We start from the raw sequence: 14,221 nt of genomic DNA, 5'->3' as shown, positions 1-14,221 counted from the left end.
CTTCACTCCGCCAGGGCAGCGATCACGGCGTCGGTGACTTCCTGCGTTCCGGCGGTGCCGCCGACGTCCCGTGTCTTGATGCCCGACGCCGCCACGGCCGCGATCGCAGCCTCCAGTCTGCGGGCCTCCCCGGGAAGCCCCAGGTGGTCCACCATCAGCGCGGCGCTGGCGATCGCTCCCACGGGATTGGCGATGCCGCGGCCGGCGATGTCCGGAGCGGATCCGTGGACCGGTTCAAACATGGACGGAAACCGGCGCTCGGGATTCAGGTTGGCGCTGGCTGCCAGGCCCAGGCTGCCGGCCAGCGCGGAACCCAGGTCAGAGAGGATGTCCGCGAACAGGTTCGAGGCGACCACCACGGACAGGCTCTGCGGGGCTAGCACAAACCGGGCGCTCATCGCATCCACCAGCACACTCTCGGTTTCGACTGCCGGGTAGTCGGCGGCGACCCGGCGGAACACTTCGTCCCAAAGGACCATGCCGTACTGCTGGGCGTTCGATTTGGTGACCGCGGAGACCTTGGGAACGTTCCGGGTCAGCGCCAGGTCAAAGGCGAACCGGATGATCCGCTCACAGCCGGTGTCGGTAAACAGGGCTGTTTGCACCGCCACTTCATTGCCCGGTCCGCGGCCGGAGAGGTTACGTCCGCCTAGCCCGGCGTACTCCCCCTCGGAATTCTCCCGCACCACAATCCAGTCCAGCTCCGAGGTGTCCATGCGCAGCGGTGAATCGATGCCAGTCAGGAACTTCACCGGGCGGATGTTTGCCCACTGATCGAAGTTCTGGGTGATGTTCAGCCGCAGGCCCCACAGGCTGGTGTGGTCCGGAACGTTCTCCCAGCCAACCGCCCCGAAGTAAATCGCGTCCGAGTCCTGCAGCATTTCCAGGCCCTTGGGGTCCATCATCACGCCGTGCTCCGCGTAGTACGCGCTGCCCCATGGGTAGTGGATCCACTCGAAACCGAAGCTGCGGGCGGTGGCGGCCAGGGCTTCAAGCACCTGCTGCCCGGCAGCGATCACCTCGGCTCCAATTCCGTCACCCGGAATCACTGCGATCCGAAACCTGCGTTCCATCTGCCCTCTCCCCTCCGTCCGCGCCCCGGGCCGGATCTGGGGCCCCCTGGACCCGGGAGCCTAGCCGATTCCACATCCGGGTACCTAAGTTCCCGCGGCCAGCCCGAAAAGCGCACGGCTGCCCTTCCAGCCCGGGCCGGGACGGGACTACCTTTGGCTGCACATCACCCGTGCCGGCCAACGGAGGCAAGGATGTCCCAGGATCTCTCCCCCTCACGGACAGGCGGCGGGCAGCCCCCGGCCCGAACCGACGTCGAAGCGGCACTGCTGGGCGGACGCACCTTCCGGACCTTGAGCGAGCAGACGCTGTCCCCGCGCGAAGAGCGCTTCGAACGGGCCCGGCAGACCATCGGGTTTTTCCTTGCCCCGGCGGTCACCATCATCTTTGCCCTCTGGCCTTCGAACATGGATTCCACCCAGCAGCTGCTGGCCGCCATCCTGCTGGGGGTCATTGTCCTGTGGATCTGCGAGCCGGTGCCGATTCCGATTGGCGGACTGATTGGAGTTGCCGCCGTCGTCATCCTGGGGGTGGCGCCGTCGACGGCGGTACTGGCACCCTTCGGTTCAACCACCATCTTCACCTTCATCGGCGCTTTTATCCTGGCGCAGGCAATGCTGAAGCACGGCCTGGCGCAGCGGCTGGCGTTCGCGGTGCTCTCCCTCCCCGGGGTAGGGCGGTCAACGTACCGGGTGATCATCGCCTTCGGCGCGATTACCTGCCTGCTCTCGGCCTTCGTCTCCAACACGGCCACGGTGGCCATGCTGCTTCCGACGGCGCTGGGCATCCTGGTGGTGATCGCCAAGCTGATGCAGGACCGCGGAGAAGTGAAACCGGACTTTGATCCGCTGCGGCTGCGGGTGGGCGCGGCCCTGCTGCTGATGCTGGCCTACGGGGCGAGCGTGGGCGGGCTCCTGACCCCGGTCGGCTCGCCGCCGAACCTGATCGGCCGCGGCCTGATCGAGGAGGCCACCGGGGAACGGATCTCCTTCGCCCAGTGGATGGCCGCAGCCGCGCCGCTGTGCCTGGGCATGTTCGTGATCCTCGCACTGGTCATGTTCCTGCTGAACCGCCCCGAGGTGCGCCGGATCGAAGGTGTGGAGGAGTACATCCGGGAGCAGAAGGCCAAGCACGGGAAGATGCGCCGGGCGGAAATCAACACGCTCATTGCCTTCGGCACCACGGTGGTCCTGTGGCTGGCTCCGGCGGTCGCGTCCCTGGTGGCCGGAACGGAGTCGGAGGCCTACGCCTTCCTCGATGACCGGCTGGATGAGGGCATCGTGGCTGTGCTCGGTGCCTCGCTGCTGTTCATCCTTCCCACCAGCTGGAAGGAACGCAAGGCAACCCTGACGTGGACTGACGCCGCCAAGATCGACTGGGGAACCATCCTGCTCTTCGGTACCGGCATCATCTTCGGCGCCCTGCTGGCCGAGACCGGTCTGGCGGAAACCATCGGCCGCGCCGCCTCGGACAGCCTGGGCATCACCAGCATCTTCGCCATCACCGCGTTCTCCACGCTGCTGGCCATCCTGATTTCTGAGACGACCAGCAATACTGCCTCCGCCGCCGTCGTGGTTCCGATCGTTATTCCGCTGTGCACGGCCATGGGCCTGGACCCGTTTGTTCCGGCCCTGGCGGCGACCTTCGCTGCGTCGTTCGGCTTTATGCTGCCGGTGTCCACTCCGCAGAACGCCATTGTTTACGGCTCCGGCGCCGTGCCGATCACGCGGATGATCCGCACCGGCCTGGTGTTCGACATTCTGGGTGCAGCGCTGATCATCGCGCTGCTGCCGCTTATGGTTGGCCTGGTCGGGATCGGTGCCTGAGCCCGTACAACGCACACGCCGGGCTTCGCTGGAAGCCGGGGTTGACTGGGCCTTCTTCATTTTCGGCGGCGCGGCAGCAGTCTGGTTCGCCTCACTGCTCCTGGATGAAAGCCTGAACGTCCGGCGCTGGTGGTTCCTGGTGTTCTTCTGGGCCGCACTGGCTTACCTGGTGCTCCCGCGGATCCACCGGATACTGACCCGGATCTATCTGCCGGACTACTTCATGGGACGCACCCGGACCAGCGACGGACTGTTCGGTGATCCGGTGAACCTTGCCCTGAACGGACAGTCCGGGCAGGTGCACGCCGCCATGCGGACCGCGGGCTGGACCATGGCTGATCCCGTGAACCTGGCCAGCAGCCGACGGATCGTCACCGCCACGCTGCTGCGCCGCAGCTACGACGCGGCACCGGTGTCCCCGCTCTTCCTCTTCGAACGCCAGCAGGACTTCGCCTACCAGCAGGAAGTGGACGGCAATCCCGGCAAGCGGCACCATATCCGCTTCTGGAAGTGCCCGGCCGGCTGGAAGCTGCCCGGCGGCATCGCGGTGGACTGGCTGGCCGCTGCCTCCTACGACCGCGCCGTGGGGCTTTCCTACTTCACGCTCCAGGTCACGCATCGGATCAGTGAAGACATCGACGGCGAACGCGACCATGTGGTGAAGTCAGTGCTGGGCGCCTCCCCCGCGGCTGCGGTCTCGGTAATCCAGGATTTTTCCTCCGGCTACCACTCACGCAACGGCGGCGGGGACACCATCCGCACGGACGGAAACCTGCCCGTCCTTGACCTAACCCGGCTGAAGCCGCACCCGGTAGCGTCCGGCGCGCATGCACGCCACCGGCTCCGGCTCCCGGCCCCGGTGCTGGTGGGAGCAGTGCTCGTGCTGTTCCGCGTGCTGGCGGCCCTGGCCGTAGCGGGGCTGTTGTTTACCGGTTCAGCGGAACGGACCTGGGTGGCAGACCTCGCCGGAAGCGACCGGGAGCTGTTCAGCAGTGCCGAGGTGTACGTTCCGGCCGGCGTGGCCCTGCTGGTCTTTTCCCTTTTCGAGTGCACTCTGGCTTTCCTGATCCTGCGCGGAACCAACTGGGCACGGCTGACAGCGATGTCGCTGAGTTCGGTGTCCATCATCCTGCAGGTGACTGCGTTCTTTGCCGGAAATGCGGCCGAGATCCCGCAGAGTGACCGGCCGGCCTACGCCCTGGATGTGCTGATCCTGCTGGCACTCTCCAGCGACCGTGCCCGGATCTTTTCCCACGCCAGGCGGGCAAACAGAAACCGCCGTCCCCGAGGGGACCGGCGGTTTCTGCGTTTTTCGCGGCGGCCGGAGCCGCCGGGGGCTAGCGGAGCTTGGAGGCCACCAGTGCGGTGAGGTCCACCAGGCGGGAGGAGTAGCCCCACTCGTTGTCGTACCATCCGACGATCTTCACCTGGTTGCCCTGAACCTTGGTCAGGCCGGAGTCAAAGATGCAGGATGCCGGATCCCCGACGATGTCCGAGGAGACGATCGGATCTTCGGTGAACGTGAGGATGCCGGACCAGCGGTCGGAAGCGGCGGCGGCACGGAAGGCCTCGTTCACTTCTTCGACCGTGGTTTCGCGGCTGACCGTGACCGTCAGGTCCGTAGCGGAGCCGGTGGGGACGGGAACGCGCATGGCGTAGCCGTCCAGCTTGCCCTGGAGCTCCGGAAGGACCTTGCCAATGGCCTTGGCTGCGCCGGTGGACGTGGGAATCACGTTCAGGGCCGCTGCACGGGCGCGGCGCAGATCCCGGTGCGGGGAATCCTGCAGCTTCTGGTCAGCAGTGTAGGCGTGGATGGTGGTCATCAGGCCCTGCTCGATGCCGAACTCACGGTTCAGCACGTCTGCCATCGGGGCAAGGCAGTTGGTGGTGCAGGACGCGTTGGAGATGATGTTGTGCTTCTCGGGATCGTAGTCGCCGTCGTTCACACCCATCACCACGGTGAAGTCCTCGTCCTTGGCCGGGGCGGAGATCAGGACCTTGCGGGCGCCGGCGGCGATGTGCTTCTCGGCGTCGGCGGCCTTGGTGAACAGGCCGGTGGATTCGATGACGATGTCAACGTCCAGGTCACGCCAGGGCAGGCTCCCCGGATCGCGCTCGGCCAGAACCTTGATGGTCTGGTTGCCTACCTGGAGGTCACCGTCAACGACGCGCACGTCCTCAGCCAGGCGGCCCGCAACCGAGTCGTACTTGAGCAGGTGTGCCAGCTGTTCCGGATCTGCCAGGTCATTGACGGCTACAACCTGGAATCCGTTCTCGCTGTGCAGTGCGGCGCGGAGGAAATTGCGCCCGATGCGGCCAAAACCGTTGATTCCGACTCGAATACTCACAAGGGCCTCCTGAAGGCTTGAGGATTAGATTTAGAGACTAAATATATGAACTAGTACAATTATGCTGTTATTCCCGCCACTCGTCAAAGGGGCCCTAACTTTGGACGTTTCCGCCAGCACTCCGCAGCTGCTGCGCCGCACCAATCTGCGCTCTGTCCTTGATGTGCTGCGTACTGTTCCCTCTGCCACCGGAACGGATCTCATCGAAGCCACCGGACTGACCCGCGCAACGGTGATTGCGGTCTGCGACGACCTGATTGCCCGGGGCTGGGCGCGGGAGGCTGCGTCTCCCCGAATGGGCGGTCAGAAGGGGCGGCCCGCGCGCCGGTTCGAGTTCAATGAGAGTGCCGGATTTGTCCTGGGGCTCGACGTCGGCCTGGCCACCGTCCGGGTGGTGGTTTCCGACCTGGCCGGCAACGTGGTTGGCGGAACCGAGTCGCGGTTCCCGCACCACGGAGGCACTCCGGCTGACCGCAGGTCCGATGTCATTGCTGCCACCCGTGCAGCACTCGACGACGCCGGTGTGCCCGTACCCAGCGTGCTGGGCGTTGCGCTGGGCATCGCCGCCCAGGTCACCCCGGAGGGCACCATCGCACCGGGACAGGAACTGGCTCCGATGTTTGACCTTGGCCTGACCCAGGAGTTCGGCGAAGGCTTCGGCTGGCCCGTGCTCGTCGAAAACGACGCCAAGCTGGCTGCCCTCGCCGAGCGCTGGCGCGGAACCGGAGCGGACGAGAGCAACCTCGCCGTAATCCTCGCCGGCGAACGCCTGGGCACCGGTGTCATCGAATCCGGCAGGCTCGTTCACGGCGCACGGGGGCGCGCCGGAACCATGGGCGGCCTGGAGCTGGTGGAGGGCGTCGGCAACCAGGACGGCATCGCCAAGCTCGCCAGGCTTTGGGGCACCGCTGCACTGGATGCCGGCCACGACGGAATGATCCGCCAGCTGGTGGGCACCCACACCAACCGTGTTTCCGCCCGTTACGTCTTCGAAGCGGCTGCGGCCGGCGATGAGACAGCTGCGGAGATCCTTGAGCGGATCGGCAAACGCATGGCCCGGGTCCTGGCGCTGGTTTCAACGTTCTTCGATCCCCGCCTGATTGTGATCGGCGGAGCCGTTGCTGCTTCCGCCACGGCACTGCTCCCGGTCATGACCGACGAACTGGCGCGCTACGTGCCGGACCCGCCCCGGCTGGCGGTCTCTGAGCTGGGCGAAATGCTGGTTGCCACCGGGGCTGTCCGGCTCGCCCTGGACCATGTGGAGGCGCGGCTGCTTGACCTCCGGCCCGGCGGCGGCGCGCCAGCGGGTCCAGCCACTGAGGCAGACGTTCCGGCCTAGACTTGCGGTGCACTGGCACCGGCACCTCGGAGGACGGATGGAAACCATTGGCCGCACTGAGCTGCTTCGGCGCCGCGCCCACAGCCAGGCGCTGAGCAGGCAAGGCGGGCTCGACGGCGCGCCCGCCGCTGCCAGCCGCCTCTTCGCACTGCAGGGCCAGGACCTCCCCGGTGTGCTCTGGTCATTGGGCGTACGCACGGGAGCCACCCAGGACGAGGTGCGGGCCGCGTTCAATGACGGCACACTGGTGCGGACCTGGCCGTTCCGCGGCACCCTGCATGTTTTGGCGGCCGAGGACGTGCACTGGATCCTGGCCCTGACAGCCGAGCGGACGGTGCGTTCCGCTGCCCGGCGCCGTGCAGAACTCGAACTCGACGAGCAGACCCTGGCACGGGCCCGGGAGGCCGCCGAGGAAGTGCTGGCCGGAGGCCGGGCACTTGGCCGCAGGGACCTCTTAGCCAGATTCGAGTCCGCCGGCATCCCCACTTCCGGCCAGCGGGGCTATCACCTGCTGTGGCACCTTTCGATTACGGGCACCACGGTCCTGGGCCCGTTCGACGGGGCGGAGCAGCAGTTTGCCCTTCTTGAGGAGTGGGTGACAGGGCGCAGGAACCTCGACGGCGACGAGGCCCTGGCTGAGCTGGTCCGGCGCTATCTGGCCGGCCGGTCCCCCGCCACCACTGCGGACCTGACCTGGTGGAGCAAGCTCCCGGTGACCGCCGTCCGGCGCGGAATCGCCGCCTGCGGTGCCGAACTGGAGGGGGTGCAGTACGACGGCGCTGCCTACTGGCAGGCCGCGCAGCCAGAGGCCGATGCCTCACAGCTGCAACCCGTTGTCCTGCTCCCGGGATTCGATGAGTACCTTCTGGGATACACCGACCGCACCGCCGCACTGGCTTCTGAACATGCGCCGCTGACCGTCCCCGGCAGCAACGGGGTCTTCAAACCAACCCTGGTGCTCCGCGGAAAGGTGGCCGGAGTGTGGTCCCGGAAAACCACCCGGAACGGCACGGCCGTCACGCTCAGTCCGTTCGTGCCCCTGAGCGACGGCGACTGGAGCGCCGTCGAACGCGCGGCTGCCGGTTACGGGAGGTTCCTGGGCACCGCGGTCACCGTCGATAGGTCCTGAGCAGGCTCGGGATTCCGGTGTCCCTGTCCGGGACAGCTGTGTCCCGCTAGCGTTGAACGGACCGATTCCGACGCAGGACTGACCGGAGGGACTGCACCATGGGCAGTGAATCAGATGGAACGGGAAAGGTCGCCGTCATTACCGGCGCCTCATCCGGCATAGGTGCGGCGACGGCGCGTGCCCTGCACGCGGAGGGTTATCAAGTTGCCCTGCTGGCCAGGCGGCTGGACCGGCTTCAGGCCCTGGCTTCCGAGCTTGGTCGCGGCGCGCTGGCGGTGGAGGCGGACGTTACCCGCCGCGATGATTTGGTGGAGGCTGCCCGGCGGGTGCGGGCCGAGCTGGGCGGCACGGACGTCCTGGTCAACAATGCCGGCGTAATGCTGCTGGGACCGTTCGGCCCGGAACTCCATTCCGACTACGAGGCGATGGTCAACGTGAACCTTCTCGGCGCCATCACCACCACAGAGGTTTTCCTCGATCAGCTGCGTGAGCGCAGAGGGGACCCGGTCACCATCTCGTCGGTCGCCGGCCGGACCACCCGGCCCGGTGACGCGGTATATGCCGCCACCAAATGGGCCCTGATCGGATTCTCCGACTGCCTCCGCAAGGAGTTCCTGCCGGATTTGCGCGTCACCGTCATCGAACCTGGTGCCGTGGCGACGGAACTGCCCGGCCACATCACTGACCCGCAGGTGCGGGCACGGACTGAGGCCTCCTACGCGGAAGTTTCAATTACTGCGGAGGACGTCGCCGCAGTGGTGGCCTTCGCGGTCACACAGCCGGAGGGCGTGGGACTCAACGAGATCACGGTCCGGCCGCGGAAACAGCTGCACTAGCCCAGCCGGGAGGCCCTGCCGCCAGGACCGGCGGCAGGGCCTCCCACTTGTCCGGTTTCTAAACCGGCGCCAGCTGGCGGAAGGCTGAACCATGAAAGACAAGCGGTTCAGACTCGGGCACATAGCCGATGTTGTGCACCTGAAGGATTACCACTGCGTGGTCGCCTGCAGGGGTCTCACTGACGATGCTGCATTCCATGGATAGCGTCGCCCCACCAACCAGGATGGCCTCTTCCCCGTAGGGGACCATGTCCACTCCCGCGAAACGATCGCCCTGCCGGGATGCCAGCTGGCGGCACACGGCAGAATGACCGTCAGCAAGGATGGATACGCCGAGCCTCCCTGCGGTTCGAAGTACAGGCCAGGTATTCGAGGTGTTCTGGACGGCAAACATCACCAGCGGCGGTTCCAGCGACACCCCGACCGTAAACGACGATGCGACCAGACCTACGGGATTTCCGTCAACGCGTGCGCAGAGCGCGGCAACTCCTGAAGGGAAGCGGGAGAATGCCTGCCGGAGCGCACCCGGATCTGCGGGCAGCAAGTTGGTCATGTTTCTTCCTTTCATCGCAATGCTGTTACTTGAAGGACTTGAGGTTCTGCGCGAGCGTCTTGTAGGCGTAGTCTTCGCGGATCAGTCCCCTGCGCTGGAGCTCAGGGGCAAGCCCATCGGTAACTTCGGCAATGGACTGCCGGCTTACGGGCTGCCCGTAGAACAGGAACCCGTCGCCTCCCACTTCCTGCATCATCTCGTCCATCTGGCTGGCAATAGAGTCCGGTGTTCCCACCAGCTCTGTGGTCTGGACCCTCATACCTGAGAAACCTTCACGGATGGTTCGTCCACCGAGCTGCTTGCGCCAGATCTCCAGCTGGGACTGGTGGCCGTTGGTCGAAACGTCGTCCGGAATTGGCTGATCCGGATCGAACTGAGAGAAATCGATCTCGGTCGTAGCGGCGAAGTGGGCCATCTGGACTTCGAAGTTGTGCTGCTTGCGCGCATACCAGGCAGCGTTCTTCTCCTCGGCTTCCCGCTGGGTCTCGCCAATGATGGGATACACAACAAAGAAACACTTAACATCGTCCGGATCGCGCCCGAACGAAGCAGCCCGGCGGCGAATGTCCTCGCGGTACTCCTTGGCTCCCTGAATGTCCGCAGGAATGCTGAGAATCAGATCCGAGTGTTTGGCGGCGAAATCGCGGCCGCGCGGAGAGCCGCCAGCCTGGCAGATGACAGGGCGCCCGTTCGGGCCCGGCGGAAGATTCAGCGGTCCGCGGGTCTTGTAGAAATCGCCGTCGTAATTGACGGGGTGCACCTTCGTGAAATCGGCGTAGTAGCCGGAATTGGGATCGGCGACGATCGCGCCCTCTTCCCACGATCCCCACAACGCCTTCGCCGCCTTCATGAAGTCCTCAGCCATGTCATAGCGAAGATCGTGTGGCGGAAGTGCATCCATCCCGTAGTTCTTTGCTGCCAGGTCTTCGCTCGAGGTCACGACGTTCCAACCGATGCGGCCTCCGCTGAGATGGTTCAGCGTCGCGAACTGCCGGGCCAGCTGGTACGGATGGTAGAACGTTGTCGACGCCGTCGCGATGATGCCCAGGTTTGTCGTGGCTTTGGCGAGCATGGACGCTGCAGCTACCGGGTCCATCTTGGGTGCGTATCTGGCGTGCTTGAGTTCAATCTCGGCCGTCCCCTGGTAGATGTCCGAAACCATGAGCGAGTCCTCGATCATGATGAAGTCGAAACCAGCCCGCTCCAGGTTGCGGACCATGTCGATGTGGAAGTCTCCGTTGAACCACGACTTTGGATCATTGCCGCTGTAAGGCGACTTCCACTCGGGTGCAGTGAGGTTGCCGAACCAGCCGAGGCGGAAAGGATCTGCGGACATTGGTACTCCTTTGGTTATCTGATGGGAAGGTCGTTAGTTGGCCGTCAGGCCGGGACAAGCGCCGGCACGGGGGCCTCGCTTGCGGCCAGCAGCGCCTCTTCTGAGAGGTCGGGTGCGCTGAGTTCAGCTACCTTGCGGCCTTGGTTGAGCACAATCACGCGGTGGCATATCGCTGCTATCTGCTCGTGGTCACTTGAGCACACCAGGACGGCGGTGCCGTTTGACGCCAGGTCCATGGCCTGAGTCAGCAGTTCCTTTGCTGCTCCTGGGTCGACGCCCTGGGTGGGCTCATCCAGAAGCAACAAACCGGGTCGCAGTTGAAGCCACTTTCCGAAGACGATTTTCTGCTGGTTGCCACCGCTGAACCCGCTCACAGGCAGAGCGGGGTTATGGGGATGAACCGATACCTGGCTCATGAGCTCTTCTGCCCGTAGCGCCAGTTTGCGCTTTTTCAAGCCATGCCATCCGCTGTGGCGTCCGAGTACCGGCAGGGTGATGTTCTCCGCGGCTGTCCCCTCTGCCCAGACGCCGTCCCTCAGCCGGTTTCCCGGTACCAGGGCGACTCCTGCCTTGATGGCTGCCGAAGGGGATCGAAAACTCACTGCAGAGCTGTCCAAAGAGATCTTTCCGGACCGCGGCTTTTGTGCGCCTGCCAGGAGGAGCGGCAGCTCCTCCTGCCCCATGCCTGCCAGACCCGTGACGCCTACGATTTCCCCGGAGCGAACCTGGAAGCTCAGGTCGGTTACTTTGCCACCGCACAAACCGTCGACGGCGAGCCGGGTGGCTGAATCCATAAGCCGGGGAGGCGTGGGGTAAAAGTCATCCATCCGGCGTCCAAGCATGGCCGCAACGATGCTCTCGCGGGTCATTTCCCCCACTGCTCCCGTAGCGACGCTCTGCCCGTTGCGCATGACGGTAACCCGGTCGCAGACTTCCATGACTTCAACAAGCCGGTGGCTGATGAAAATCACTGCAGCGCCTGACTCAGCTACGCTCCGCATCAGGTTCATCACGCGGCGGGCTTCGCTCTGCGGCAGGGATGCTGTGGGCTCGTCCAGGATGAAGAGCTGGTCGCTGCCGTCCCCGCCCATCAGCCTCATCGCCCGCGCCACACCCAGCAGTGCACGCTCCGCGGGTGACAACGTGGAGACCGGAGCGTCCAGGTCGCAGCTGAACTTCAGTCGATCCATCACCTTCAGGTAGATGGATCGCTCTCGCTTCCAGTTGATGCCGGCCAGAAGCCGCGTGCCGAAACGCGCACCGATTGCCAGGTTCTCCAAGACAGTCATGGCGTCTACCAGCCCGATGTCCTGATGAATCACCGCAATTCCATAGCGGTGCGCATCGACCACTGGATTAGGCAGCTGCCGGCCGTTCCAGCGGAGCTGTCCCCCGTCAGGGGATTCGACGCCAGTAAGACACTTGACCAATGTGCTCTTGCCGCATCCGTTCTGCCCGAGCAGGGCATGGACTTCTCCGGGAGCGATGCACAGGTCCATGCCGTCCAGGGCTACAGCACCTCCGTAGCTCTTGCGGAGCCCGCTGACGATGAGCCCGGTTCCCCGCCCGGTCATGTCTTGATCCTGCCCTTGCGGCCCACAAGTTTGGCAGCAGTCACCGAGACCACCAGCGCAGTGCCGTAAAAGACATTGGTAACCCAGGTCTGTCCACCGAGCAGCTGCAGGGCAGTGATACCAACGATGAGCAGATACAGACCAACTACCGTGCCGAGGGCGTTGAAACGCCCGATAGTCAGGGCAGTTGCTCCCAGGTAGGCCGCAGCGAACGGCTGCAGCATGTATTGCCCGCCCACGGCAGGGTCCACGGCGCCGAAATAGCCGATGAAGGCAACCCCGATCAGCGACGCGAGCACCCCGGAGGCCACGTAGCAGCCAACCTGGATACCTGCCACCGGGATTCCCGCGAGACGGGCAGCCTTGTGGTTGCCTCCAATGAAGACCATGTAGCGGCCCAGCGGAGTCCGCTCGTAGAGGTACCACAGGCCTGCGGCCAGCAGCCATGCGTACCAGGTGAGCAGCGGGATGCCAAGGAGGTTGGTTCTCGTGGCTTCCGTGAAAACCGCCGGCACCTGGGAGATCACGCGGCTGTCAGTAATGAGGTAAGCCAGGCCCGCCAACGCTGTGTAGCTGCCCAGCGTGACCACAAAGGAATCCACGCCTACCTTCACCACGAGGATGGCGTTGATGAGTCCGATGACGGCTCCGAGCAGCACTCCTGCACCGACAGCCAGGAGCGGGTGCACTCCGGCCAGGCACAGCTGCGCCACCAATGCTGCCGAAGCGACCATGTTTTGGGATATTGACAAGTCGAAAGCGCCCACCCGGAGTACCACGGTCGCAGTAAGTGCCAGCAGCAGGACCAGGGACTGCGTATTGATCATGGTGGTGAGCAGCGAGGCCGTTCGAAACTGCGGCAACGCGATCATGCAGACCACGAGCAGCACCCCGAGTCCGGCTACGAGTGCCCATCGCTCCGGAGACGGCCTCGTTGCCTGCAGACGGACCGGAAGCGCCGGGACCTCAAGAAGCCTTTCCGTCTTGAGTGCGGCTGTCATTTGGCAGTCCAGGCGGCTTCGAAGGCTGCAGGGTAGTCAACGTAATTCGGTGCCACATCTTCCGGAGATCCCGTACCTACGTTTTCGGCGTCGATGATGCTGGACGGGATGGTATATCCGGGCTGTTCCTCGCCCAGAATGGCCCGGGCAACATCGTCGACCGCGATGTACCCGATCCAGCCGGTTGGAGGCATTGTGACTGTCATGTCCTGTCCGTTCCCAGCCGCAATCATCTGGATACTGGCTTCGATTCCGTCACGGGCACCGACTTTTGCCTTCGAACCGGATGCCGCGATTACTGGATTAGCAAAGGGAACAGCGCTGTCCCAGGCCGCAATGATGTAGTTAATCTCCGGATTTCGCTGCAGGGCGGTCTGTACCTGTGACCCCACGGAGGTGGTCACATTTGCAGCGTCAATGTTCAGAATCTCTGCCGAACAATCCGCACAGTCCTGGATGGCGTCTGCAGCGCCGTTTGCAAACTTGTCCCACACGGGAATACCCGAGGAACTAAGCAGCAGCACATGTGCCTGGCAGCCCGAGTCTGCCATGGCCCACTCTGCTGCCAGGGCTCCGTCTCCGGTGTAGTCCGACGTGAGGTTGCCGTAGGCACCGGCCGGAACAGGGTCGCCTACATCGCCGGTGAGGTTGTTCTGCACCGGGATGCCGGCTGCTTCCGCTTTGAGGAGGGAATTTGTTACCAGCGCCGGGTCAATTCCGAGGAGGATGATGCCGTCGGCGCCCTGGGCAATGGCCTGTTCAATTCCTTCATTGAACCGGTTGGTCTGGTTTTGCCCGTCAAAGACGGTCACGTTCATTCCGAGGGTTTCGCTGGCGGCTTCGATTCCGTCGGCGACGTCAGTGGCGAATTGATTCATGCCCACCGCTATGTACCAAATGTTCCGCCCCTCCAGCTGCTTGAGATCCAGTGCACTGGCCGGGGCGATGAGCTCCATGGGCGCACTGCCCAGGGCAACGGCCTCCTCTGCAGCCTCGACGCATTCTGACTGCGATGCAGTCATTTCCGCGGGATCCGCCGCGTTCGAAGGCGCAGCTGCAGAGGTGCAGCCGGACATGGCCAGCGCCGCGAGACCCATGGCCGCCCCTGTGAAAAGGCTCTTCCGTTTCATGATCCTCCTAGACTGGGTCGGTCCTGCCTGGTCGGCAGCCGATCTGAAACCAGTCAAGTCGGGATGCGTTTCCCTTCA

12 protein-coding genes are annotated in these 14,221 nt (G+C 64.5%); 5 read left to right on the top strand and 7 right to left on the bottom strand.

Annotated features, from left to right (window positions below):
* Positions 1-2: 2 nt before the first annotated feature.
* A complete protein-coding gene (locus tag ACWGQ2_RS07150) occupies positions 3-1,073 on the bottom strand; it encodes a tartrate dehydrogenase (RefSeq protein WP_452015720.1) in 1,071 nt (356 codons plus the stop codon).
* 192 nt (positions 1,074-1,265) lie between these two features.
* Between ACWGQ2_RS07150 and ACWGQ2_RS07145 the strand changes: the two genes are divergently transcribed.
* Both ACWGQ2_RS07145 and ACWGQ2_RS07140 read left to right on the top strand, forming a co-directional pair.
* Positions 1,266-2,897, top strand: coding sequence for an SLC13 family permease (locus ACWGQ2_RS07145; RefSeq protein ID WP_452015718.1), 1,632 nt, complete (start codon positions 1,266-1,268; stop codon positions 2,895-2,897).
* Positions 2,890-4,266, top strand: coding sequence for an LssY C-terminal domain-containing protein (locus tag ACWGQ2_RS07140; RefSeq protein WP_452015716.1), 1,377 nt, complete (start codon positions 2,890-2,892; stop codon positions 4,264-4,266). The genes ACWGQ2_RS07145 and ACWGQ2_RS07140 overlap by 8 nt, the downstream gene beginning before the upstream one ends.
* Here ACWGQ2_RS07140 and gap read toward each other — a convergent pair.
* Entirely contained in the window at positions 4,235-5,245 is a 1,011-nt protein-coding gene (gene gap, locus ACWGQ2_RS07135) for a type I glyceraldehyde-3-phosphate dehydrogenase (protein ID WP_452015714.1), read from the bottom strand. The genes ACWGQ2_RS07140 and gap overlap by 32 nt on opposite strands.
* 100 nt (positions 5,246-5,345) lie before the next feature.
* Here gap and ACWGQ2_RS07130 point away from each other — a divergent pair, with 100 nt between their 5' ends.
* The 3 genes from ACWGQ2_RS07130 to ACWGQ2_RS07120 all read left to right on the top strand — a co-directional run bounded on the left by ACWGQ2_RS07130 (position 5,346) and on the right by ACWGQ2_RS07120 (position 8,549).
* Positions 5,346-6,584, top strand: a complete 1,239-nt coding sequence (locus ACWGQ2_RS07130) for an ROK family protein (protein WP_452015712.1) — start codon at positions 5,346-5,348, stop codon at positions 6,582-6,584.
* Between the two features lie 37 nt (positions 6,585-6,621).
* On the top strand, positions 6,622-7,713 hold the full coding sequence (locus ACWGQ2_RS07125; protein ID WP_452015710.1) for a winged helix DNA-binding domain-containing protein: 1,092 nt from the start codon (positions 6,622-6,624) through the stop codon (positions 7,711-7,713).
* A gap of 98 nt (positions 7,714-7,811) precedes the next feature.
* Positions 7,812-8,549: an SDR family oxidoreductase gene (locus ACWGQ2_RS07120; RefSeq protein ID WP_452015708.1), complete on the top strand. Its 738-nt coding sequence runs from the start codon at positions 7,812-7,814 to the stop codon at positions 8,547-8,549.
* Positions 8,550-8,607: 58 nt separating this feature from the next.
* On the opposite strand, the gene ACWGQ2_RS07115 is transcribed toward ACWGQ2_RS07120, so the two are convergent.
* The 5 genes from ACWGQ2_RS07115 to ACWGQ2_RS07095 are packed head-to-tail and all read right to left on the bottom strand — an operon-like array spanning position 8,608 to position 14,143.
* Positions 8,608-9,102 (bottom strand): flavin reductase family protein, encoded by a 495-nt coding sequence (locus tag ACWGQ2_RS07115; protein ID WP_452015706.1) that lies wholly within the window; start codon positions 9,100-9,102, stop codon positions 8,608-8,610.
* A gap of 25 nt (positions 9,103-9,127) precedes the next feature.
* Positions 9,128-10,438, bottom strand: a complete 1,311-nt coding sequence (locus ACWGQ2_RS07110; RefSeq protein ID WP_452015704.1) for an NtaA/DmoA family FMN-dependent monooxygenase — start codon at positions 10,436-10,438, stop codon at positions 9,128-9,130.
* Between the two features lie 44 nt (positions 10,439-10,482).
* A complete protein-coding gene (locus tag ACWGQ2_RS07105; RefSeq protein WP_452015702.1) occupies positions 10,483-12,012 on the bottom strand; it encodes a sugar ABC transporter ATP-binding protein in 1,530 nt (509 codons plus the stop codon).
* Positions 12,009-13,013 (bottom strand): ABC transporter permease, encoded by a 1,005-nt coding sequence (locus ACWGQ2_RS07100; protein ID WP_452015700.1) that lies wholly within the window; start codon positions 13,011-13,013, stop codon positions 12,009-12,011. Before ACWGQ2_RS07100 ends, ACWGQ2_RS07105 begins: the two co-directional genes overlap by 4 nt.
* A complete protein-coding gene (locus tag ACWGQ2_RS07095; RefSeq protein ID WP_452015698.1) occupies positions 13,010-14,143 on the bottom strand; it encodes a sugar ABC transporter substrate-binding protein in 1,134 nt (377 codons plus the stop codon). Before ACWGQ2_RS07095 ends, ACWGQ2_RS07100 begins: the two co-directional genes overlap by 4 nt.
* Between the last annotated feature and the right edge of the window lie 78 nt (positions 14,144-14,221).

The sequence above is a fragment of the Arthrobacter sp. NPDC055585 genome (assembly GCF_053619115.1).
The sequence above is the reverse complement of the archived record's forward strand: the minus strand, read 5'-3'. Positions and strand labels throughout refer to the sequence as shown.

Excerpts from the sequence above, each read along its gene's own strand:
- ACWGQ2_RS07110 (WP_452015704.1), bottom strand. The coding sequence starts at position 10,438 with ATGTCCGCAGATCCTTTCCGCCTCGGCTGGTTCGGCAACCTCACTGCA.
- ACWGQ2_RS07125 (WP_452015710.1), top strand. The coding sequence starts at position 6,622 with ATGGAAACCATTGGCCGCACTGAGCTGCTTCGGCGCCGCGCCCACAGC.
- ACWGQ2_RS07150 (WP_452015720.1), bottom strand. The coding sequence starts at position 1,073 with ATGGAACGCAGGTTTCGGATCGCAGTGATTCCGGGTGACGGAATTGGA.
- ACWGQ2_RS07105 (WP_452015702.1), bottom strand. The coding sequence starts at position 12,012 with ATGACCGGGCGGGGAACCGGGCTCATCGTCAGCGGGCTCCGCAAGAGC.
- ACWGQ2_RS07100 (WP_452015700.1), bottom strand. The coding sequence starts at position 13,013 with ATGACAGCCGCACTCAAGACGGAAAGGCTTCTTGAGGTCCCGGCGCTT.
- ACWGQ2_RS07120 (WP_452015708.1), top strand. The coding sequence starts at position 7,812 with ATGGGCAGTGAATCAGATGGAACGGGAAAGGTCGCCGTCATTACCGGC.
- ACWGQ2_RS07115 (WP_452015706.1), bottom strand. The coding sequence starts at position 9,102 with ATGACCAACTTGCTGCCCGCAGATCCGGGTGCGCTCCGGCAGGCATTC.
- ACWGQ2_RS07145 (WP_452015718.1), top strand. The coding sequence starts at position 1,266 with ATGTCCCAGGATCTCTCCCCCTCACGGACAGGCGGCGGGCAGCCCCCG.
- ACWGQ2_RS07095 (WP_452015698.1), bottom strand. The coding sequence starts at position 14,143 with ATGAAACGGAAGAGCCTTTTCACAGGGGCGGCCATGGGTCTCGCGGCG.